Below are 19,597 nucleotides of genomic sequence, written 5' to 3'. Positions count from 1 at the left end.
GATTGCCCTCGATGGCGGCGCTCGAAGAAAGTGGTTTCAAGTCCCCATGTCCTCCTCGGTTCTGAACGTAGACCAGTTGTCCGTCGCCTATGACGGGCGCAAGGGATCGCATCCCGCCGTCAGCGGCGTGTCGCTGCACATAGGCCAAGGCGAGGCGCTCGGCCTGGTCGGCGAGTCAGGATCGGGCAAAAGCTCTGTGGCGCTCGCCATCCTGCGTTATCTCCCGAAGAACGCCCGTATCGCGGCCTCAGCGCTTGAATTCCAGGGCCGCGAAATCCGCGACCTTTCCACCGAACAGCTGCGCCGGCTCAGGGGAAATCAAATCGCGGCCGTCTACCAGCATCCGGGCGCGGCCCTCAATCCAAGCATGACGATCGGCCGCCAGATCACCGAGACGATCATGCGGCACCGCCCGGTGCGCCTCGACGAGGCGCGCGAGCGTGCCGCCGAACTGCTGGGTCGGGTCCGGGTCAGCCATCCGGAGCGTGTGCTGGATCTCTATCCGCACGAACTCTCCGGCGGCATGCAGCAGCGCGCCAACATCGCCATTGCGATTGCGCTCGACCCGTCGCTGCTGGTGCTGGATGAGCCGACGACGGCGCTCGACGCCAGCGTCCAGTCCGAGATCATCGCCATCCTCTCCGACCTGCGCAAGGATCACAAAACCAGCATCCTGCTGATCAGTCACGATATCAACATGATCCGCCGCTCCTGCGACCGGGTGGCGGTGATGCAGGCGGGAACCGTGGTCGAAAGCGGCGTTGCGGGCGATGTCTTCGACAACCCCACTCACGCCTACACCAAAGCGCTCATCGCCTCGATCCCGGCGCTCAACTACACCAAGCGGGACGGAAGACTGGCGGAGACGGACGGCATGCCAGCGCACCCCACAGCCCAAGGCGAAGACGCCGGCTTGCCAAAAGAACGCCGGATCGCGATCGCCTGCAAAGGCATCAGCCATGTCTTCGGCAGCCAGCCAGTGCTGCACGGCATCGATCTCGACATCGGCCAGGGCGAAACCTTCGGGCTGATAGGCGAGTCCGGTTCGGGCAAGTCGACCCTGGCACGCATCGTCACCGGCCTGCAGACGCCCAGCGCCGGATCGGTCGAGCTGTTCGGCAGGACGGTCGCGCCGCGCGTCGAGAAGAGAAACCTTGCCGAACGCCGCGACGTGCAGATGGTCTTCCAGTCGCCGGATCGCACGCTCAACCCGCGCCAGCGGATAGGCCGCATCCTCGGCCGTCCGCTGCGGCGGCTCGCCGGCCTGCGCCGCAGCGAGGTGAGAGCCCGCGTCGGCGACCTGCTGGCCTCGGTTCGCCTCGCCGGCGCCACGGCCGAGCAGAAGTCGCGCTCGCTGTCCGGCGGCCAGCGGCAACGGGCGGCGATCGCGCGCGCCTTCGCCGGCGTGCCGAAGGTCGTCGTGCTCGATGAACCGACCTCCGCGCTCGACGTCTCCGTCCAGGCGACCGTTCTCAACCTGCTCAACGACCTGCAGCACGACAAGGACACGACCTATCTGTTCATCAGCCACGACCTCAGGGTGGTGCGCTATATGGCCGACAGGATCGGCGTGCTCTATCGCGGACGCCTGGTCGAAACCGGCACATCCGACCAGATCTTTCGCGGCCCCAACCACCCCTATACGGCACTACTTCTGGCGGCATCTTCCGATGAGGCCGAGCCGAAACTATCCGCTCCAGCCGAGATCGAGGCCACCGGTGTCCCGAACACCGGATGCGCCTTCGCCGATCGCTGCCCCCTGGTCCTGCCCGACTGCAGAAAGGCAGAACCATCAGCCATAGAGGTTGCGGCTGGCCACCGGATCGCCTGCTGGCGGCACGGCCAGGGTTTTTGAGCGGCTCAACAGCAGTCCGAAGGTCCGCAGCAACTCGGTTTCAGCAGCAGGCAGGTCGTCCGATGCATGGAACCTCTCCGACGGCTGGCGAGGCGGTGCAACATTGTCATGGCGTGCTGATTTGCCGACACTGGAAGCCCGGAGTTCCTGGTGCCCGCGCTGGGCCTGGGTGTTTCCTCGCATACAAATATATTCGTTCATGCTAATATATTGTGGTCATGCACATTCGTTCGTGACGAACATGTGGGAGGATGCAATGAAAACCATAAATCGCAGGTCTGCAATTGCTCTCGGTGTGACGGCTGCCGCGATAACGCCTCTGTTCACCCTGGCGGCGTCCGCGAAGGTCAAGAAATACGGCCCGAAGGAAGGCAAGGAGATTGCGCCCGGTGTCAGGGTGGTTGAGGTCAGCACCGGCGACTCCGACATTCCCGCCTACAAGAGCATCGCAGTCGTCGACGTGGTGTTCCAGCCCGGCGCACACGCGCCTCAGATGGTGATGGACAATGACATGGTCTGCACCATTACTTCAGGCGCATTCACGATCAAGAAAGCCGACAAGGAATTCAAGCTCAAGGAAGGCGACATGTACACCTGCGCCAAGGGCAAGACCGACGAGGCGACGAATACAAGCAAGGAGGTCGGCGTGCATCGTATCGCCGTCCTGATACCTGCCTAGAGCATGATGCCGAAAAGTGTGAAGCGGTTTTCGGACGACATCATACTCTATCTCTTTGATTTAGAGACGGATTCAGATTTCAGCTCGATTCGACCTGAAATCATCCGGCTCTAGCAGACCGGATTCCGGCCGGATGGAAGATCGCACGCCGTCCGGCCGTCGCTTGCGTACAGCCGGATGCTGGCCTCGTCCGGCCAACGCCCTTCAGCAAGAAGATTCCGTCGCTGGTGCCAGCCGGATCGCAGTCGCATGCTCGCTTTCCGTTCAGGCACAGTGCGATACCGGAATTGGCTCTTGAACGGCCAAGTCGGACACGCGTAACATCGCGCCATCTGAATTGAGTCTGCTTTATTAGTCCGGACTAACCTCCGGATTGGTTTGGATATTTCCCTTGAACACGCAAGCAATCGGCGGCGCGCCGGAGCGCGGCAAATCGTTTGCCCATGTGGCGGAAGCCTCCTGGGGCAAGGGCCTCAGCACCTTGCTCCGCATCGTGCGCATGACGCTGCGCCATCCCTGGCAGGTCGCCATCACCATCGTCTCGACCTTTATTGCCGCGACCTTGCAGCTTTTCATTCCCCGCCTGCTGGGCCGCGCCATCGACCAGGCGCAAGGTGTGATGGCCGCGGGTGCCGGCGCTGCCGCGGAACAGGCGCTGTGGAATACGGCGCTGACGCTGCTCGTCGTCTCGATCCTGCGCGGCCTCTTCACAATGGCGCAGAACTACTATGGCGAGGCCGTCGGCCACCGCACCGGCTATGAACTGCGCCTGGCTTTCTACGAGAAGATCCAGCGCCTGAGCTTCGCCTACCACGACAGGGTCCACACCGGCGATCTCATCACGCTCGGCCTGCTCGATCTCGACGGCGTGCGCATGTTCTTTTCCACCGGCATTTTGCGCGTGGTGCTGCTCGGCGTGCTGCTCGGCGTCGGCGCCTATCTCCTGGTCAGCACCGATCCCGTGCTCGGGTTGCTCAGTCTGAGCTTCGTGCCCTTCGTCCCCTGGCGGTCCTCGGTCACCCAGCTCAAACTGCGCAGCACCTGGCTGACGTTGCAGGAGCGCCTCTCGGTGCTGAGCCGGGTGATGGATGAGAACCTCGGCGGTATCCGTGTCGTGCGCGCTTTCGCAGCGCAGCGGCATGAGCTGGAAAAATTCGATCGCGCCAAGCGCGATGCACTGGACCTCGCCAATCAGCGCGTCGACATCCGCGTCGCCAACACCAGCGCCATGAATTTCTCGTTCCTGGCCGCCATGGGGCTGGTCCTGTGGTTCGGCGGCCAGAAGGTGATCGCAGGCCAGATCAGCGTCGGCACGCTGGCGCAGTTCCTCACCTTCATGACCATCCTGCAGATGCCGGTGCGCCAGCTCGGGCTGATGGTCAACTCCTTCGCGCGCGCCTCGACCTGCGGCACCCGGCTGTTCGAACTGCTCGACGCCGAGCTCGACATCGAGGACGCGCCCGGCGCCAGGGATCTCGTCGTCAGCGACGGCGTGCTGCGCTTCGACAATGTCGGCTTTCGCTATGAGGGCGCGGGCGGCCGGTCGACACTGTCCGGCATCTCCTTCGAGGCCCGGTCCGGCGAGACCATCGGCATTGTCGGCCCACCGGGCAGCGGCAAGTCGACCATCGCGCATCTGATCCCGCGTTTCTACGACGTCACTTCGGGTTCGATCACCATCGACGGCCAGGACATTCGTGAGGTGACGCTGAAATCGCTGCGCAAGGCCGCCGGCGTCGTGCAGCAGGATGCGTTCCTGTTCACCACCTCGATCGAGAACAACATCGCCTATGGCAATCCCTGGGCGCGCGAGACCCGCATCGGGCAGGCAGCCGAGTACGCCCAGCTGCACAATTACATCATGGGCCTCCCAGCCGGTTACACCACGGTCGTCGGCGAACGCGGCGCATCGCTTTCCGGCGGCCAGCGGCAGCGCCTGACCATTGCGCGCAGCCTGATGCTGCGGCCATCGGTGCTGGTCTTCGACGATTCGACCGCGGCCATAGACGCCGGCACCGAACAGCGCATCCGGGCGGCGATGAAGCGCTTCGCCAGGGACCGCGTCACGCTCATCATCTCGCACCGGCTGAGCTCGCTGATGCATGCCGACCAGATCCTGTTCGTCGAGGGCGGCCGGATCGTCGAGCGCGGCACGCACGAGGAACTGCTGGCGCTCGGTGGCCGCTATCGCGCGCTCTACGATTTGCAGCTGCGGCCGGACGATGAGCGGCCTGTCGTGGCGGGAGCCGCATGATGTCGACACAGGCCGACGACGACAAGGAAGATACCAGCCGCCGGCCGACAAGGGCCGTCGTGGGCTCGCATCGCGACGAGGAAGAGGTCTTCGGCAAGGCCTACGACCCGCGCATCGTCAGGCGTATCTGGAGCTTCGTGCAGCCGTATCAGAGCCGGATCTTCATCTCGGTCGCCGCCGTACTGGTGTTCACGCTGACCCAATTGGCGATCCCGCTGGTCATCCGCTACGCCATCGACCACGGCATGACGGCCGGCAAGCTCGACCAGTCGGTGATGATCGCCGCGATCGGCGCTTTCTCGGCGATCATCCTCATCAACTATGCCGCCTCTTATGTGCAGGAAAGCGTCGTCGGCAAAGTGGCCGAGAACGTGCTCTCCGACCTGCGCCGCGCCATGTTCAGCCATCTGCAACGGGTCTCGTTGAGCTTCATGGACAAGACCGAGGTCGGCCGTCTGATGTCGCGCCTGCAGGGCGACGTCAATTCGATGCAGGAATTCCTCGAAACATCCGTCATGTCGGTCGGCGACATCGTGCTGTTGTTCGGCATCGTCAGCGTGCTTTTGTGGCTGGATTTCCGGCTCGGGCTGCTGACGCTGTCGACCATGCCGGTGCTGTTCATCGTGCGCCTGTTCTGGCTGCCGCGCGCCAAGGTCGCCTTCATGGCCGCGCACGAAACCAACTCGATCGCCAATGGCGCGCTGGCCGAAGGCATCCACGGCGTGCGCACGGTGCAGAGCCTGGAGCGCCAGCACGTCAATTTCGACCTCTACGACGAGAAGGTGCTGGCCAATCTCAATGCCCATCTGACCTCGGCGAAATACGCGCAGGTGATGGTGCCGATCGTCGACACGCTGACCGGCATCGCCATGGCGACCGTCATCGTCGTCGGCGGTTCGATGGTGCTGTCGCACAGCCTCGACATCGGCGTCATGGTGGCGTTCCTGTTCTACATCCAGCGCTTCTTCGACCCGATCCGCTCGCTGACCATGCAATACAGCGTCATGCAGCGCGCCATGGCTTCGGGCCAGCGCATCTCCGAAGTGCTCGACGTGCCGGTCGACGTCAGCGACAAGGACGGTGCTATCGCGCTGTCGAGCGACATGGACGGCTCGGTCGAGTTCAGGAACGTCACCTTCGGCTATAGGCGCAACCAGCCGGTGCTGAAGAACATCTCCTTCCGCGTCAACCCGGGCGAGACCGTAGCCCTTGTCGGCCCTACCGGATCGGGCAAGTCCAGCTCTATGGCGCTGGTGCACCGCTTCTATGATGTCTGGTCGGGCGAGGTTCTGGTCGGCGGCCATGATGTGCGTGACCTAACCCAGGATTCGCTCGGCGATCAGGTGGCGATGGTGCTGCAGGAGCCGTTCCTGTTCTCCGGCTCGGTGCTGGGAAACATCCGCTACCACAAGACATCAGCCAGCCGCGAGGAGGTGGTGCGCGCCGCACAAGCCGTCGGCGCGCACGATTTCATCGAGAACCTGCCCGATGGCTACGATACCGAACTCGAGCAGCGCGGCGGCAATCTCTCGCTCGGCCAGCGCCAGCTGATCAGCTTTGCGCGTGCACTGGTGGCCGACGCCAAGATCCTGGTGCTCGACGAAGCCACGGCCAGCATTGATTCCTACACCGAGATGCTGATCCAGAAGGCGCTGATCACCCTGCTGGAAGGCCGCACCGGGCTGGTCATCGCCCACCGTCTTGCCACCATCCGCGGCGCCGACCGCATCATCGTGCTGCAGAACGGCGAGATCGTCGAAAGCGGCAACCACGACCAATTGATGGGCCGAAAAGGCCTCTACGCCCGCCTCTACAACATGAATTACGCCTCGTTCGACGACATTTCCGAAGGCGAGCTGGAGTTGGATGCGGCGGTCGCCAAGGCGACGTGATTGGGCCTACCACAGGCGCCTACGCCATTTCGGGGCGTTTTGAACCTTCGCGGATGGCCTTGTGCACGCCGCGCTGCAGATCCATGAATGCAGGGCTTTCCATCACCTCTTCGCGGCGCGGGCGCTCGATATCGACGTTGAAGGTCTGCGTGATGCGTCCCGGGCCGATCCCCATGACGACGATGCGGTCCGACAGATAGACGGCCTCCTCCACATCATGAGTGACAAACAGGACGGTCAACCTGTGTTCCTCCCAGATCTGGGTGAGCAGTTCCTGCATCTGATGCCGGGTCAAGGCATCGAGCGCGCCGAAGGGCTCGTCCATCAACAGCATCTTGGGCCGGTAGGAAAGCGCGCGCGCAATGGCGACGCGCTGTTTCATGCCGCCCGAGAGTTCGGCCGGATAGCGGTCGGCGCTGTCGGACAGCTTGACGAGTTCGAGATGTTCCAGCGCGATCCTGCGGCAGGTCGGGCGATCGTAACCGGCGGCCTTGAGGGCAAATTCGATGTTCTGCCGCGCCGTCAGCCAGGGAAGCAGCGTGTAGGACTGGAAGACGACGCCACGGTCGAGACCCGGCTGCAGGATCGGCGCGCCATCGATGCTGAGATCGCCGGCGTCGAAGTCCTGCAGTCCGGCCACGATCGACAGCAGCGTGCTCTTGCCGCAGCCCGACGTGCCGACCAGGGAGACAAACTCGTTGTCGGCAAGATCGAGATTGATGTCGCGCAGCACTTCCGTGCGCCGCTCGCCGGTGCCGAAGCTCTTGTGGAGGCCGGCGATCCGCAATTTGGGGGGGCTCATCGGCTGGACCTCATTGCGAGCGGCCCTCTTGCTTGAACAGCACCTTTTCCAGCGCCTTCATCACCTGGTCGGTGATGAGGCCGAGCAGGCCGAGCAGCAGGATGTAGCCGATGATCGTGTTGGTCTGGAAATACCGCTGCGACACGGTGATGCGATAGCCGAGCCCCGAAGTCGCGGCGACAAGTTCGGCCAGCACCAGCCAGGTCCATGCCCAGCCGAGGCTGATGCGCAGCGTATCCCAGATGCCCGGCAAGGCGCTGGGAACGACGATGCGCGTCAGGATCTTGCGATCCGGCAAGCCGAGTGTACGCCCAAGGCCAATGAAATCGGCTGGAACCCGTTTCACATTGTCCATGATCATCAGCACCTGCTGGAAGAAGGTGCCGATGAAGATGATCAGGAATTTCTGCGAATCTCCGGTGCCCGCCCACAGGATGGAGAGCGGCACGAAAGCGACGACCGGCATGTAGCGGATGAAATCCACCAGCGGCTCGATGGCCGCTTCCCAGGACCGGAAACTGCCGATCAGCACGCCGATCGGTATCGACAGGGCCGAGGCGATGAGGAAGCCGATGGAGATACGATACATCGAGGCTTTGAGGTCCAGCCACAACGTGCCGTCGGCGGCGAGCTTGGCGATCTGCATAGCTACGCTGCCCGGCGACGGCAGGAAGATCGGCTTTACCAACCCCAGTCCGGTCGCCGCCCACCAGGCAAGGCCGAGCCCGACGAACACGGCCACCGCGATGATCAGGAAGCGCGACCTGGCGATGGGCACGCCGATCCCGGAGGATCGGCGGCGCCTCGCCGGTTTCGTGACCGGTCCTGCCGCCGGTCGCTCCCGGGGCATCTGTGTCACCACCGCGATCCGGCCTTCGTCATTCCGCAGCCTTGACGAAGGCCGGGTCGATCATCTGCTCCGGCGTCACATCGGCCTGCAGCAGCTTGGCGTTCTTGGCGGCGGCTTCGACATCGGCGAAGGTCTTGGTGGTGAAGTCGCCTGTCAGCGCCGTCTTGTTTTCGGCGAGTGAGTAGTAGCGCACGCCGTCAAAGGCGGTGTTGAGGTCCTTGACGTCCGAACCGACGGCCTTGGCGATGATGGCGCGTCCACCGGGCGTGTCGGCATTGTAGTCCTTGAGCGCCGCGTCCCAGCTCTTGATCATGGCCAGCACCTGGCCGGGCCGCGACTTGATCACCTCGTCACGCACCACCAGCACGTCGCTGATCAGGCCGGGATCCTCGCCGGCGGTGAACAGCAGCTTGAGGTCCTTGTTCTGCGCCATGGCGACGGTGAGGTACGGTTCATAGGTCACCGCGACCGGCACCTGGCCGGCGATCAAGGCGCTGCCGGCATCGGACGCCGGCATCGGAACCGGCTTGACATCGTCGATCGACATGCCGTTCCTGGCGAGCGCGTATTTGAGCAGAATGTCGCTCGTCGTGCCTTCCTCGAAGGCCACCTGCTTGCCCTTGAGGTCCGCGATGGAGGTGACGTCCTTGCCGGCGATGATGGCGTCGGCGGTCATGGAGACGTCGAGCAGCAGCACGATCTTCACCGGAAGGCCGGCCGCGACCATGCCCATCGCCGTGTGGGTGGCGATGTTGGCGGCGTCGAGCTGGCCGCTTGCAAGTGCTGCATTGATGTCCTTGTCCTCAGCGAAGTTGACGATCTGGACGTCGCTCAGCCCGTTTGTCTTGAACAGGCCCTTGGCCTCGGCGACATGCCATTGGCCATAGCCGAGCCAGGGCTCGATCCCGATCTTGAACGCTCCTGCCTCGGGCGTGGTGGGAATGGCCGCATCGGCTGCGTAGGCTGCCGGGGCGGCGGCCAGCCCGATGGCGGCGGCCATCACGAGCGCGCGAAATTGTCCTGTTAGGTTACGCATCATCTTTGTTCCCCTTGATGATCAGACCGCTTTTTCTAACCCAGGCAGCCGGTCTGGTGAGACTGCGGGTTTCTGCTCTTGCGGCACTGTGCCTCGGCATCTTACCTGCCACTTCATGGTGAAGTGCGAGGATATTTCAGCGTCAGCGGGAGCGGATGTCAAGGCTAAAATACATACATGCATATACAAGTTAGAAAGACTCAATTTTCACGCTTTTCCGGATCGATCCGGTCGAGGAAATCTGTCGCCCGATCAGCTCCGGCAACGGGTTCGCTGCCGACCATGACCGCGACTGAAAAGGCAATAAGGGAGGAGACCGGCGTGTGGCTGCGCGCGCCGGCCCGCAGGTTCATAACCAGCGTCGGCGACAGGAAAAGACCGGCCCGCAGCACCGCGCGCCAATCGGCCGGCAGCATGCCGCGCCGTTTGAGCTCCAGCAGCAATGGCCGCCACAGCGCTGTCGCCTTGACCTCCAGCAGGTCGCTGCGGACGGGGCTCAGGTCCCAGTCCGTGTCGACATGGAGCAGATTTCCGTCCAGCCGCGCCTGGGCGCGAAAAGCCTCTGTCGCGGTCGCCGGATCATAGAGCCAGAACGGATGGGCAAAGATGTTGTGGAACGTCGCCTTCACCTCCGCCAGCAGCGTCGGGATATGCGAGCCGGCAAAGGCGGGATCGAAGAAGGACAGTTCCGCCCTCCCCGCCTTAGCCGTGTACCAGACATTGGCGTTGTGGGCGTCGCCATGCGCGACCACGCCGCCGGCATCGGCGAGCCGGTCGGGTCGCAAGCGCACCGCGGCGGCATCGAAAAGCTCACCGACGCTGTGGGTGTACTGCTGGCCGTTGATGACGAATTTCAGCCGGGAAAACCGATCCCAATCCAGCTCGGCACCGGGAAAGACGAACGGCTTGCCGACATAGAAATCGGCCAGCCGGCCGCCTGGCGACAAGCGTGTGTTTGCATCGATCAGCCGCTCATGAAACAGCCTGTGGATCGGCTCCGCCGAGACCTCCGCGACAGTCACCGGATGCAGCGTCTCGAGATAGACCTTGAGCAGCCTGGCCGACAGGTCGCGCTCGGCAAGAACGGCTTCTTGCCGCTTGCCGGCATCGTCCTGCGCATCTAGCGCGAACAGCACATCCGAAAATCTCGGATCCGTGCGGCGGCGGTAGACAAGGATCTGCTCGCCGGGCTGCGCCGACATGTGTATGGGTTGGTCGACCGGCAGGCCGGCGCGCGACAGAATCTCGGCGCGGTAATACTCGCCCGTCATCGCCTCCTCCCGCTCCTCCTGATGGAACTTGAAGAAGTAGGCCTTGCCGTCGTCTTCGAAGAAGCCGTTCAGGGAATTGAGGCTGTATTTGTCGAAGTTGATGCGCACATTGCGGGGACTCATCGCGAACAGGTCGCCCAGCAATGCCGCCAGCGCGCTTTGTGCTTCGGCAACATCATGCTGCGCGAGTGCCCGGATCTGCGCCGTGCGACTCGGTGTCTGCGTCATCTGTTGTCCTTCTTGGCCCGTCCATTCGAGAGCGAAAGTGTTCTCGTCAACACATGTATATACATTGACAACGAAACCGCTCCGACTTGCATTCGTCCTGCTTCCGTTAGCTGCTTTTTGAAGGGGAATAGCGGCTGCCGAGCGAGTAGCGGCTGCCGGCATAAGTCAGCTTGCTGATGGTGGCCACCACCGCGCCTGTCCATGTCCGGCGGTGCAGGAAAAGGCAGCAGGCGCCGACATCGATGCCCAGATGCCGCGCCGTCTCGGCGTCGGCCGGGATCGCCGAGATGATATGCTCGACTTCGGTCACCGGGGTTTTCTGCATGAGATAGTCGTAGGTCGCCGTCTTCGAAAAATCCTGCTTGTCGTAATCGGGAATGAGGCTCGGATTGACGAAGCGCTCTTCCAGCTGTACCGGCAGATCATTCTCGAAATTGACGACGACGGAATGATAGATCGAGACGCGCTTTGGAAACTCGAACGACAGCGCCAGCTCCTTTGTCGGCATGATGGTTTCGAGGACGAGGACTTCGGAACGATGCCTGTTGCCGCGCTCGACGATCTCGGCTGCGATGTTGTTGATCTCGATCAGCGTCGATTGCGGCCGCGGCGGCGCGATGAAGGTTCCCACACCTTGCAGGCGGATCAGGAACCCGGCCGAGGTCAACTCTCTGAGCGCCCGGTGAACCGTCATCCGCGACACGCCGAGCGACGCCACCAACTCGTTCTCGGACGGCAGCTTGCGATCCTTGCCCCACCGGCCCGTTCCGATGTTCGCCAGGATGTAGTCCTTCACCTTCTCGTAAAGAGGGCTGGCCGTGTCGGGCAAAGTGATCATTTCAAAAGTCCTTTCCGGCGATTCATCGGAAATCACGACTGCTCGACAGGTTGCCGCATGCGGATGATTGTTTTCAAGCCGTCGCTGTGTCCCGCCAACAGCCGCTCATAGGCAGCCGGAATGTCATCCAGGCCGATCTCCTGGTCGATCAGCGCCAACAGCGGTTCGCTGAGTTCACCTAGCATCCGCACCGCCTCGGGCAGCTCATCGGCAAAGGCGTGGCATCCCAGCAAGCCAATTTCGCGTTCGACCAGCGTATTGGGATCAATGTCGAGGCGGCCATGGAAAATGCCCACCATGGCGATCGTGCCGCCGGGATCGACAACGCCAAGCAACTGGTTGAGCGCCGCGACGCTGCCGGTCGCCTCAATGGCCGCGAGCAGCGGGGCATTGGCGGTTGCGGCGGCAACGGCATCTCGGTTCAGATCGACGATCCTGGCACCCGTCACCTGCGACACGCGGGCGCTGCGAGCTTGGTTGCGGTCGGCGACGAGCACGGTGCCGGCGAAGGTTCGCGACAGCAATAGCGCGGCAAGACCGCCGATCGGCCCGCAGCCAACGACCAGCACGGAGCCGGCCGTTTTCGGCAGGCGCCGCACCGCGTGCAGCGCCACCGCCAGCGGCTCGGCCATCGCCGCGACCCGCTCGTCGAGCCCGGCATCGATGATATGCAAAAGCCGCGCGGGCAGCACCGCCTGTTCGGCAAACCCGCCGTCGCAGATTTCTCCCACAAAGCCCAGCGACACACAGAGATGCCGCCTGCCGCCATGACATTGCGCGCAGTCTCCGCACCAGAAACGGGAATCGGCGACCACCCTGTCGCCGACGGCGAAGGCGTCCACGCCCGCGCCGATGGCAGTCACCGTGCCGGTCAACTCATGGCCGGCCGTCGAAGGCGACCGGCTTATCCACTGTCCCGTGCGGAAATTGTGCAGGTCCGAACCGCAAATGCCGGCGGCGTCGACCCTGAGCTTCACCCAGCCCGCATCCGGCACGCCCGGCGTGGCGATGTCCTCGATGCGCAAGTCACCAGGTCCATACAGTCGTGCGGCCTTCATCACGATCGCTTCCGCTCAACCGGCGAGATAGCGGTCGCGGATTTCCGAGACCGCGTTCTCATGCGAGCTGAAGCCCTCGTAGCGGGCGAGCCTGCGGGCGTGCAGAGCGAGTTCAGGATAGGCCACCGAGGTGACATAGCCGACCGACGAGCGCTTGACGAAATCCGTTACCGAAAGCGGCCCGTAGGTCCGCGCCCAACGGCTGGTCGGCAGCACAGCATTGGGACCGAGAACGAAGTTGGCCAGCGTCACCGGCGTGTGCGGACCCATCAGGATTTCGGCCGCCTCGGTGATGCGCCCGAGATGCGCGAACGGCTCCTTCGACAGGATCTCGAGATGTTCGGGCGCATAGTCGTTGATGAAGCGGTAGCTGTCTTCCAGCGACGCGGTCAGCACGATGCCGCCGCGCTTGCCGGTCAGCACCGCGCGCGAAAACTCCACACGCTGTTCGGTCATCCGCGACCAATGCTCGGGAAGTGCAGCAAGCGCTGCTTCTGCAACCTTGCGGCTGTGCGTCACCAGATAGGCCGAGGAATCCGGCCCGTGCTCGGCTTCGATCAACAGGTCGAGCGCGGCAAGGCCGCCGTCAACGCTGTCATCGGCAAAGATGATCGCTTCCGACGGGCCGGCCGGAAGGCCTGTGTTGATGACCGACGACAGCACGCTCTTGGCCGCGACCACCCACGGGCTGCCGGGGCCGACGATCTTGAGCGCGGGCTTCACCGTCTCGGTGCCGTAAGCGACGGCGGCAACTGCCTGGGCGCCGCCGCATTTGTAGACCGTGCCCACGCCGGCGAGACGCGCGGCGACGAGCGTTGCCGCATCCACCGAACCATCCGATGTCGGCGGCGTCACGATGGCGATCTGCGGCACGCCGGCAATCACCGCCGGCACCGACGTCATCATCGTCACCGACGGAAAGGCGCCCTTGCCGCGCGGCACGTAGAGCGCAACGGATGCGATCGGCGTGTACCTGTCGCCGGCATAGGCGCCCGGCCGGACTTCCTTGAGCCACATCGTCTCCGGCTTCTGCTCTTCGTGGAAATGCCTGATGTTGTCGATGCCGAACCGGATGCTCTCGACGACGTCCTTTTCCACCTTGTCGAACGCCGCGTCGAACTCGGCTTCCGACACCTGCAGTTCGCCCTCGGCGACACTGGCCTTGTCGAGTTCCCTGGCAAAGCGGATCAAGGCGGCGTCGCCTTCGTCCTTTACGGCCTGGATGATCGGCCGGACCTTCTCGACGAAGACCGTCAGATCGGCCTCGGCGCGCTTCAGCAGACTGGCGCGCTGGTCGGCATCGATGGATGACAAATCGTGGAAGCTGATGTCGGACATAACTGCTCGTTCTCCTGGAACTCTTGGAACGCAATGACGGTTGGCGCAGGCCGGCCATATGCTGCGGGCCGACAGGTCGACCCGGGACAAGGATCAAAGCCGTCGAGAGGCTTCACTTGGACAAAAGTATATACATGTATGTATGATGGTCGCCAGCAATTTTTCCATCATCCTTCCCTTCGAAACTGCGGAGACAAACCTGCCTCATCAGATCGAGGCGAGAAAGCCGCCATCGACCGGAATGGACTGGCCGGTTATGTAGGCCGCCGCATCCGAAGCGAGGAACACCGCGATGCCGTGCAGGTCGGAGAGATCACCGAAACGCCGCTGCGGGATCTTGGCCAGCATGGAGTGCTGCCATGCCTCGTTGCTGTAGAAAACGTCCGTCATCGCCGTCCTGAAATAGCCCGGCGCGATGGCGTTGACCCTTATGCCAAGCTCCGCCCACTCCGCCGCAAGGGCGCGGGTCATGCCGAGCAGCCCCGACTTCGACGAGCCATACGGCACCGCGGTGGGAATTCCGACTTCGGATGTCAGCGAGCACAGATTGATGATGGCACCAGGACGGCCGGCATCGCGCATCTGCCGCGCGGCGGCCTGGGCGCAGAAGAACGCTCCCTTGAGATTCGTGTCGACGATCCTGTCCCACAGCGCCTCGTCGACATCGAGCGAGGGCCGCACCTCCTCCATCCCGGCATTGTTTACGAGAATGTCGAGACCGCCAAGCAGGCCGGCAGCCTCGTTGGTGGCTGCGCGGCAGCGGCCGACATCGGTGACGTCGAGAGCGATGGCGTGCGCCACTCCGCCGGCGGCGCGGATGGCTGCCGTGGTGGCCTCCAGCGAGGCCAGGCTGCGCGCCGTGACCGCGACGTCGGCGCCGGCAGCACTCAGCGCCTCGGCGATGCTGCGCCCGATGCCCCGGCTTGCACCGGTGACAAGCGCCTTCCTGCCGGACAGATCGAAGAGAGAAGCGTTGCGCATGTGATCCTCCTGATCGGTGTTGGCCTCGGCGCCGGTATCAATGCTATCAGATCGCAGGTTACATATACAAGCATATACAAATCATTTCAGCTGCGGTACTGATGACGAAATCCGCTGCAAAGGAGCCCACCCGTGTCGAAAGCCTCGGATATGGTCCGCACCGAAGTCAACCGTTTGTCGCCCTACAATTCCGGGCTCACCATTGACGAGGTCATGGAGCGATACGCACCGGCCAGGATCGCCAAACTGGGCTCCAACGAAAACCCGCTCGGGCCCAGCCCGACGCTAGCCACGACGATGCATGCCGGCTCCGAGATGTTCCGCCTCTATCCGGACCCCGCCGGGCGCAAGCTGCGCCAGGCGATCGGCGACAAATATGCCGTCGCCGAGGGCCAGATCATCCTCGGCAACGGTTCCGAAGACCTTCTCTCCGTCATCAGCCGTGCCGTGTTGCGGCCGGGCGACGCGGTCGTCACGCTCTATCCGTCGTTCCCGCTGCATGAGGACTACGCAACGCTGATGGGGGCGACCGTCAAACGCGTTGTCGTCAACGACGATCTCACCATCAATGTCGATGCGCTGGTCGAGGCGGTGCGCGAACGGCCGCGCATGCTGCTGTTTTCGAACCCGATGAACCCGGTCGGCAGCTGGCTCTCCGGCGGCGATCTGTCGAGGGTTCTGGATGCGGTCGGCGACGAGACGCTGATCGTCATCGACGAAGCCTATGCCGAATATGCCAAGGGCGACGATTATGCATCGTCCCTGCCCTATCTCGAAAAGCTGGAGCAGCCATGGATCGTGCTGCGGACCTTTTCCAAGGCGTTCGGTCTGGCCGGATTGCGGATCGGCTTCGGCATCGTCGGTGACCCGGAGCTGCGCGCGCTGTTCGACCGCGTCCGCACGCCTTTCAACGCCAACGCGATGGCCCAGGCCGCCGCACTCGCGGCACTGGCCGACGACGAACACCTTGCCAGGGTCGTCGCGCTGGCCAATGCAGAGAGAAAACGCGTCGAGACTTTCCTGGCGAGCAAGGGCCTCGATGTCGCTGCCTCCAGGGGCAACTTCCTGTTCTTCAACTGCCGGCAAGATGCTTCCGCCTTCGTCGAAGGCCTGCTGCGTCACGGCGTCATCGTCAAGCCGTGGAAGCAGCAGGGTTTTGACACCTATGTGCGAGTCAGCATCGGCTCGACAGCGGAGAACGACCATTTCATGGCCGTTCTGTCGGAGCTGTTGTGAATACACGCTTTGGTCGGGATTCGGACGGGCAAGTTGACCCGCGCCTTGCGGCTGCGATGTGCCAGTTCGGACACGATGTCACTCTGCGGTGCAGTTCGTTGAACGAAGGCAATAGATTTTTTGGGCTTCAAGCCGACAGCAGGCCTTAACTTTCGCGGCGTGGGTTTTTACATCTCGGGGGTCTGCAAACGATCGACGCTGAGGAGGCTCCCTTGCAGCAACCAGATGACATCGCCGCCCGCCGATTGGGCATTCTCATCGAGCAATATGTGGAAGCGCGCAAAAAGCGCTACGACTATGTGTCGACCGAGCAGGCCTATCGGGCCATCCGGCAGGTCCTCAAACCCGCCATTCCCGATCGCGAACTCGACGACATGGTCGCCTCGCTTGCCGTGAAGAACGGCCTGGCGGTCGTTTTCGACCGCCAAACCAAATCGTCTGCCGATCATGTTCCTCGGGGCACAAGGCCCTAGATCAACGCAGGTCTGCAGGCGTCGAGCGCCACATCGATACGGGGCCAAACGGCCCCGTATCGATGTGCATCGCCGGAGGAACGAGCGATACACCCGCGCCGTAGGCCTGTGTGCCGCGAGCCGACGGGCGTGGCGGCTTCAGGCGGCAGTGCTGACCTTGCCCGGCTCAAGGATCGACTTGACCTTGTCGGCGACGGCGCGTCCCAGATCGGCGTTGTTTCCGGCAGTAAAATGGATGCCGTCAACACCATCCGTGGTGAGGTAATCGCCGGCATTGAGGAAATCGATCTTCATGAAATCCGCCATCGCCTTGTACTGCCTGGCCAGATCCCTGGATTTTTCGTGCCCGCCACCAAACATGCCCTCGAACCACGGATCGGGCATCGGGGTCAGCGGCGGCGGCGCAATGACCAGCGCCTTGGGAGCCGGATAAGGGGTGCCGATGCCGCCGGCACTGGTCAGGATCTGCCCGACCAGTTTCGCCATTCCATTGGCGATCTCATAAGGCGTCCGGCGGAAATAAGACTTGGTGTCGTTGGTGCCGAGCATGACGATGACCAGGTCGAGCGGCAGATGGCTGGCGATGGCCGAGGGCAGATAGTTCGCCCCGTTCAGGCGCGGATCGTTGGGGTCGTCGAGACAGGTCGTGCGCGCGCTCAGGCCTTCTTCGATGATGTGGTAGCCCGCCCCCAGCGCCGCCGCCATCATACCGGTCCAGCGCTGATCATAAGGGTAGCGGTAGGTCGGCGACCCTTCCTTGACCGGAACCCAGCCCCAGGTCAGCGAGTCGCCGTAGCACATGATGTTTTTTGGCGGTGACATCCATGTTTCTCCATCTGTTTGCAATTGTCTGAACGCCGGCGCACTTGCTCTTCGCCGTTTCAAATCAGGGGTTTCGCACGCGCACTCCGTAGAAGATCGCCGCGCCGAGGATGATGACGCCCTGCGCGATGAGCTTGCCGGGCTCGTCGATGCCGAGCACCGTCATCACCACGAACAGCAGCGCAAAACACAGCGCCCCGAAGAAAGGCCCCCAGACGCCGCCGTCGCCACGACCGAAGACGACGCCGCCGAGGATCGTTGCCGCGACCGCCAGGATCGGCAGGTCGAGGCCGATACGGACGCTGCCGACGGCGATGGAACCGGTCTGCACCAGGGCGGCGATCGCCGCTATCAGGCCGGCGAGCGTATGCGCCAGGATGACCGTGCGCTGGACCGGCACGCCGGAAAAATGCGCGGCTTCGGCATTCTCCCCGACCGAAGCGACGTAGCGGCCAAAGATGGTCCGCGACAGAAGCAGCCACACCGAAGCGGTCAGCAGGACCCAGAACAGCACCGGCGTCGGAACCGACAGGAATTTCGTGTTGTATAGGTCGTTGAACAGCTTCGGCACATCGCCGGGCGGATTGCCGCTCGACAGGAACTGCACCAGCCCGACCAGGATGATGCTGACCGCCAGCGTGACGATGACCGCCGACACCCGCCGGTTGCCGATCATGAAGCCGTTGAACAGGCCGATGACGAGGCCGGTGGCGAGCGCCAGCACGACGAAGAAAGGCATCGACGCGCCGGGGAAAGTGCCCGACGAGATGAAATAGTTGATGAGCAGGATGATGCCGCCGCCAGAGAGGTCGATCGACTTCACCCGCATGACGACGAGCTGCCCCAGCACCAGGATGCCGAGCGGCACGATCTGCCTGACGAAGATGCCCATGATGTTGAGGTTGAGCATGTTCGGCCGCGCGATCCACAGCGTCGCCAGCAGCACGATGAAGACAAAATAGGACGGCGGGATGCGCAGCAGACGCCGGGCGATCGGATTTGCGAGAACGGCGGCCATCGCTCAGAGCCCCATTTTCTTGCGGGATTGCAACCCGACCACCGCCAGCAGGATGCCGCCCTTGATCGCTGTCTGAACAAAGGGCGAGACGTTGGCGAGGTTCATGCCGTTAGCCAGCAGCGCCATGACCAGCGCGCCGATCACTGTGCCGTGCAGGCTGCCGATGCCGCCGGAGAGCTGGGTGCCTCCGAGCGCCACGGCGGTGACGGTATCGAGTTCGAAAAGCAGACCGACATTCGGATCGCCCGACACGATGCGCCCGGCCAGGAAGACACCGGCAGCGGCCGCGAAACAGGAGCAGACCACATAGGCGAGGATAATGTTGCGGCGGTCGGAGACGCCGAAATTGCGGGCAGCGCTTTCGGCGCCGGACGCGATGCCGCCGCCGATCGCAAACAGATGCAGCCCGTACCGGGATCCGTAGAGCAGTTTCCACGCTGCCAGGATCACGGCGATGCCCCAGAAAACCGGATAGGGAATGCCGAAGAAACTGCCCGAGACGGCATCGATGACGATCTCCGGCACGGTGCCACCGGAGACGGGACGCAGGATGCGCGTGATGCCGAGCACGATGTACTGCGTCGACAGCGTCGCGATGATCGGATGGACGTTGAAGCGGGTGATCGCCAGGCCGTTGGTCAGCCCGATGAGTGCCGCCAGCACGAAGACCGCCGGGATCAGCACGATCGCCGGCTGGTCGAGCGCCAGCACCGCGGTGGTGAAGCTGATGACCGAACCGACCGACAGGTCGAGCCCGCCGATGAGCACGACGACGAGCTGTCCGATCGCCGCGATGATCAGCGGCATCGCCTGGGCCACCAGGTTGAAGAGGTTTTCGGCCGTGGCGAACTGTGTCGTCTCGACGGCCAGCCACAGCGAAATGAGCAAGGCGACCAGAAGCGGCAGGCCCCACAGGCCTTGCCGGGTGTTCCGGCCACTCAGGATGTTGAAAAGCGAACGATGCAT

17 protein-coding genes are annotated in these 19,597 nt (G+C 63.3%); 6 read left to right on the top strand and 11 right to left on the bottom strand.

Annotated elements, in window-relative coordinates:
- Positions 1-46 precede the first annotated feature (46 nt).
- From NKJ67_RS09520 to NKJ67_RS09505, 4 genes are all read left to right on the top strand, one after another.
- Positions 47-1,855 (top strand): dipeptide ABC transporter ATP-binding protein, encoded by a 1,809-nt coding sequence (locus NKJ67_RS09520; RefSeq protein WP_352581183.1) that lies wholly within the window; start codon positions 47-49, stop codon positions 1,853-1,855.
- A 256-nt stretch (positions 1,856-2,111) separates the two neighbouring features.
- On the top strand, positions 2,112-2,534 hold the full coding sequence (locus NKJ67_RS09515; RefSeq protein ID WP_127270176.1) for a cupin domain-containing protein: 423 nt from the start codon (positions 2,112-2,114) through the stop codon (positions 2,532-2,534).
- 391 nt (positions 2,535-2,925) lie between these two features.
- Positions 2,926-4,788, top strand: a complete 1,863-nt coding sequence (locus tag NKJ67_RS09510) for an ABC transporter ATP-binding protein (RefSeq protein WP_352581182.1) — start codon at positions 2,926-2,928, stop codon at positions 4,786-4,788.
- Positions 4,788-6,680 (top strand): ABC transporter ATP-binding protein, encoded by a 1,893-nt coding sequence (locus NKJ67_RS09505; protein ID WP_352581181.1) that lies wholly within the window; start codon positions 4,788-4,790, stop codon positions 6,678-6,680. Before NKJ67_RS09510 ends, NKJ67_RS09505 begins: the two co-directional genes overlap by 1 nt.
- A gap of 19 nt (positions 6,681-6,699) precedes the next feature.
- On the opposite strand, the gene NKJ67_RS09500 is transcribed toward NKJ67_RS09505, so the two are convergent.
- The 8 genes from NKJ67_RS09500 to NKJ67_RS09465 form a co-directional block, all read right to left on the bottom strand.
- Positions 6,700-7,482, bottom strand: a complete 783-nt coding sequence (locus tag NKJ67_RS09500; protein WP_127269920.1) for an ABC transporter ATP-binding protein — start codon at positions 7,480-7,482, stop codon at positions 6,700-6,702.
- Between the two features lie 10 nt (positions 7,483-7,492).
- Positions 7,493-8,260, bottom strand: coding sequence for an ABC transporter permease (locus tag NKJ67_RS09495; RefSeq protein WP_127384037.1), 768 nt, complete (start codon positions 8,258-8,260; stop codon positions 7,493-7,495).
- Between the two features lie 100 nt (positions 8,261-8,360).
- Positions 8,361-9,368: an ABC transporter substrate-binding protein gene (locus tag NKJ67_RS09490; RefSeq protein ID WP_127269923.1), complete on the bottom strand. Its 1,008-nt coding sequence runs from the start codon at positions 9,366-9,368 to the stop codon at positions 8,361-8,363.
- A 200-nt stretch (positions 9,369-9,568) separates the two neighbouring features.
- Entirely contained in the window at positions 9,569-10,867 is a 1,299-nt protein-coding gene (locus tag NKJ67_RS09485) for a hypothetical protein (protein WP_352581180.1), read from the bottom strand.
- A gap of 106 nt (positions 10,868-10,973) precedes the next feature.
- Positions 10,974-11,705 (bottom strand): histidine utilization transcriptional repressor HutC, encoded by a 732-nt coding sequence (hutC, locus tag NKJ67_RS09480; protein ID WP_013530484.1) that lies wholly within the window; start codon positions 11,703-11,705, stop codon positions 10,974-10,976.
- 32 nt (positions 11,706-11,737) lie between these two features.
- Complete coding sequence (locus NKJ67_RS09475) at positions 11,738-12,763, bottom strand: zinc-dependent alcohol dehydrogenase (RefSeq protein WP_352581179.1); 1,026 nt, start codon at positions 12,761-12,763, stop codon at positions 11,738-11,740.
- A 15-nt stretch (positions 12,764-12,778) separates the two neighbouring features.
- A complete protein-coding gene (gene hisD / locus NKJ67_RS09470; protein WP_352581178.1) occupies positions 12,779-14,101 on the bottom strand; it encodes a histidinol dehydrogenase in 1,323 nt (440 codons plus the stop codon).
- 207 nt (positions 14,102-14,308) lie between these two features.
- The gene (locus NKJ67_RS09465; protein WP_127809700.1) at positions 14,309-15,082 is read right to left on the bottom strand and encodes an SDR family NAD(P)-dependent oxidoreductase; all 774 of its coding nucleotides are present in this window, start codon (positions 15,080-15,082) and stop codon (positions 14,309-14,311) included.
- 132 nt (positions 15,083-15,214) lie between these two features.
- Between NKJ67_RS09465 and NKJ67_RS09460 the strand changes: the two genes are divergently transcribed.
- Positions 15,215-16,318 carry a histidinol-phosphate transaminase gene (locus NKJ67_RS09460; protein WP_352581177.1) on the top strand — a complete coding sequence of 368 codons (1,104 nt, stop codon included), beginning with the start codon at positions 15,215-15,217 and terminating at the stop codon, positions 16,316-16,318.
- A gap of 212 nt (positions 16,319-16,530) precedes the next feature.
- Positions 16,531-16,791 (top strand): hypothetical protein, encoded by a 261-nt coding sequence (locus NKJ67_RS09455; RefSeq protein ID WP_127321364.1) that lies wholly within the window; start codon positions 16,531-16,533, stop codon positions 16,789-16,791.
- A gap of 138 nt (positions 16,792-16,929) precedes the next feature.
- On the opposite strand, the gene NKJ67_RS09450 is transcribed toward NKJ67_RS09455, so the two are convergent.
- The 3 genes from NKJ67_RS09450 to NKJ67_RS09440 form a co-directional block, all read right to left on the bottom strand.
- Complete coding sequence (locus NKJ67_RS09450) at positions 16,930-17,613, bottom strand: SGNH/GDSL hydrolase family protein (protein ID WP_352581176.1); 684 nt, start codon at positions 17,611-17,613, stop codon at positions 16,930-16,932.
- A 64-nt stretch (positions 17,614-17,677) separates the two neighbouring features.
- The gene (locus tag NKJ67_RS09445) at positions 17,678-18,631 is read right to left on the bottom strand and encodes an ABC transporter permease (RefSeq protein ID WP_127272456.1); all 954 of its coding nucleotides are present in this window, start codon (positions 18,629-18,631) and stop codon (positions 17,678-17,680) included.
- Positions 18,632-18,634: 3 nt separating this feature from the next.
- Complete coding sequence (locus tag NKJ67_RS09440) at positions 18,635-19,597, bottom strand: ABC transporter permease (protein WP_352581175.1); 963 nt, start codon at positions 19,595-19,597, stop codon at positions 18,635-18,637.

It is taken from the genome of Mesorhizobium sp. M0088 (genome assembly GCF_040322895.1).
Taxonomy (GTDB): Bacteria; Pseudomonadota; Alphaproteobacteria; order Rhizobiales; family Rhizobiaceae; genus Mesorhizobium.
This window is presented reverse-complemented; position numbering and strand designations above follow the sequence as displayed.

What these genes read in the sequence shown, in the direction of transcription:
- NKJ67_RS09520 (WP_352581183.1), top strand. Translation starts at nt 47, where the DNA reads ATGTCCTCCTCGGTTCTGAACGTAGACCAGTTGTCCGTCGCCTATGAC.
- NKJ67_RS09515 (WP_127270176.1), top strand. Translation starts at nt 2,112, where the DNA reads ATGAAAACCATAAATCGCAGGTCTGCAATTGCTCTCGGTGTGACGGCT.
- NKJ67_RS09505 (WP_352581181.1), top strand. Translation starts at nt 4,788, where the DNA reads ATGTCGACACAGGCCGACGACGACAAGGAAGATACCAGCCGCCGGCCG.
- NKJ67_RS09500 (WP_127269920.1), bottom strand. Translation starts at nt 7,482, where the DNA reads ATGAGCCCCCCCAAATTGCGGATCGCCGGCCTCCACAAGAGCTTCGGC.
- NKJ67_RS09490 (WP_127269923.1), bottom strand. Translation starts at nt 9,368, where the DNA reads ATGCGTAACCTAACAGGACAATTTCGCGCGCTCGTGATGGCCGCCGCC.
- NKJ67_RS09485 (WP_352581180.1), bottom strand. Translation starts at nt 10,867, where the DNA reads ATGACGCAGACACCGAGTCGCACGGCGCAGATCCGGGCACTCGCGCAG.
- hutC (WP_013530484.1), bottom strand. Translation starts at nt 11,705, where the DNA reads ATGATCACTTTGCCCGACACGGCCAGCCCTCTTTACGAGAAGGTGAAG.
- NKJ67_RS09475 (WP_352581179.1), bottom strand. Translation starts at nt 12,763, where the DNA reads ATGAAGGCCGCACGACTGTATGGACCTGGTGACTTGCGCATCGAGGAC.
- hisD (WP_352581178.1), bottom strand. Translation starts at nt 14,101, where the DNA reads ATGTCCGACATCAGCTTCCACGATTTGTCATCCATCGATGCCGACCAG.
- NKJ67_RS09465 (WP_127809700.1), bottom strand. Translation starts at nt 15,082, where the DNA reads ATGCGCAACGCTTCTCTCTTCGATCTGTCCGGCAGGAAGGCGCTTGTC.
- NKJ67_RS09450 (WP_352581176.1), bottom strand. Translation starts at nt 17,613, where the DNA reads ATGTCACCGCCAAAAAACATCATGTGCTACGGCGACTCGCTGACCTGG.
- NKJ67_RS09445 (WP_127272456.1), bottom strand. Translation starts at nt 18,631, where the DNA reads ATGGCCGCCGTTCTCGCAAATCCGATCGCCCGGCGTCTGCTGCGCATC.
- NKJ67_RS09440 (WP_352581175.1), bottom strand. Translation starts at nt 19,597, where the DNA reads ATGCATCGTTCGCTTTTCAACATCCTGAGTGGCCGGAACACCCGGCAA.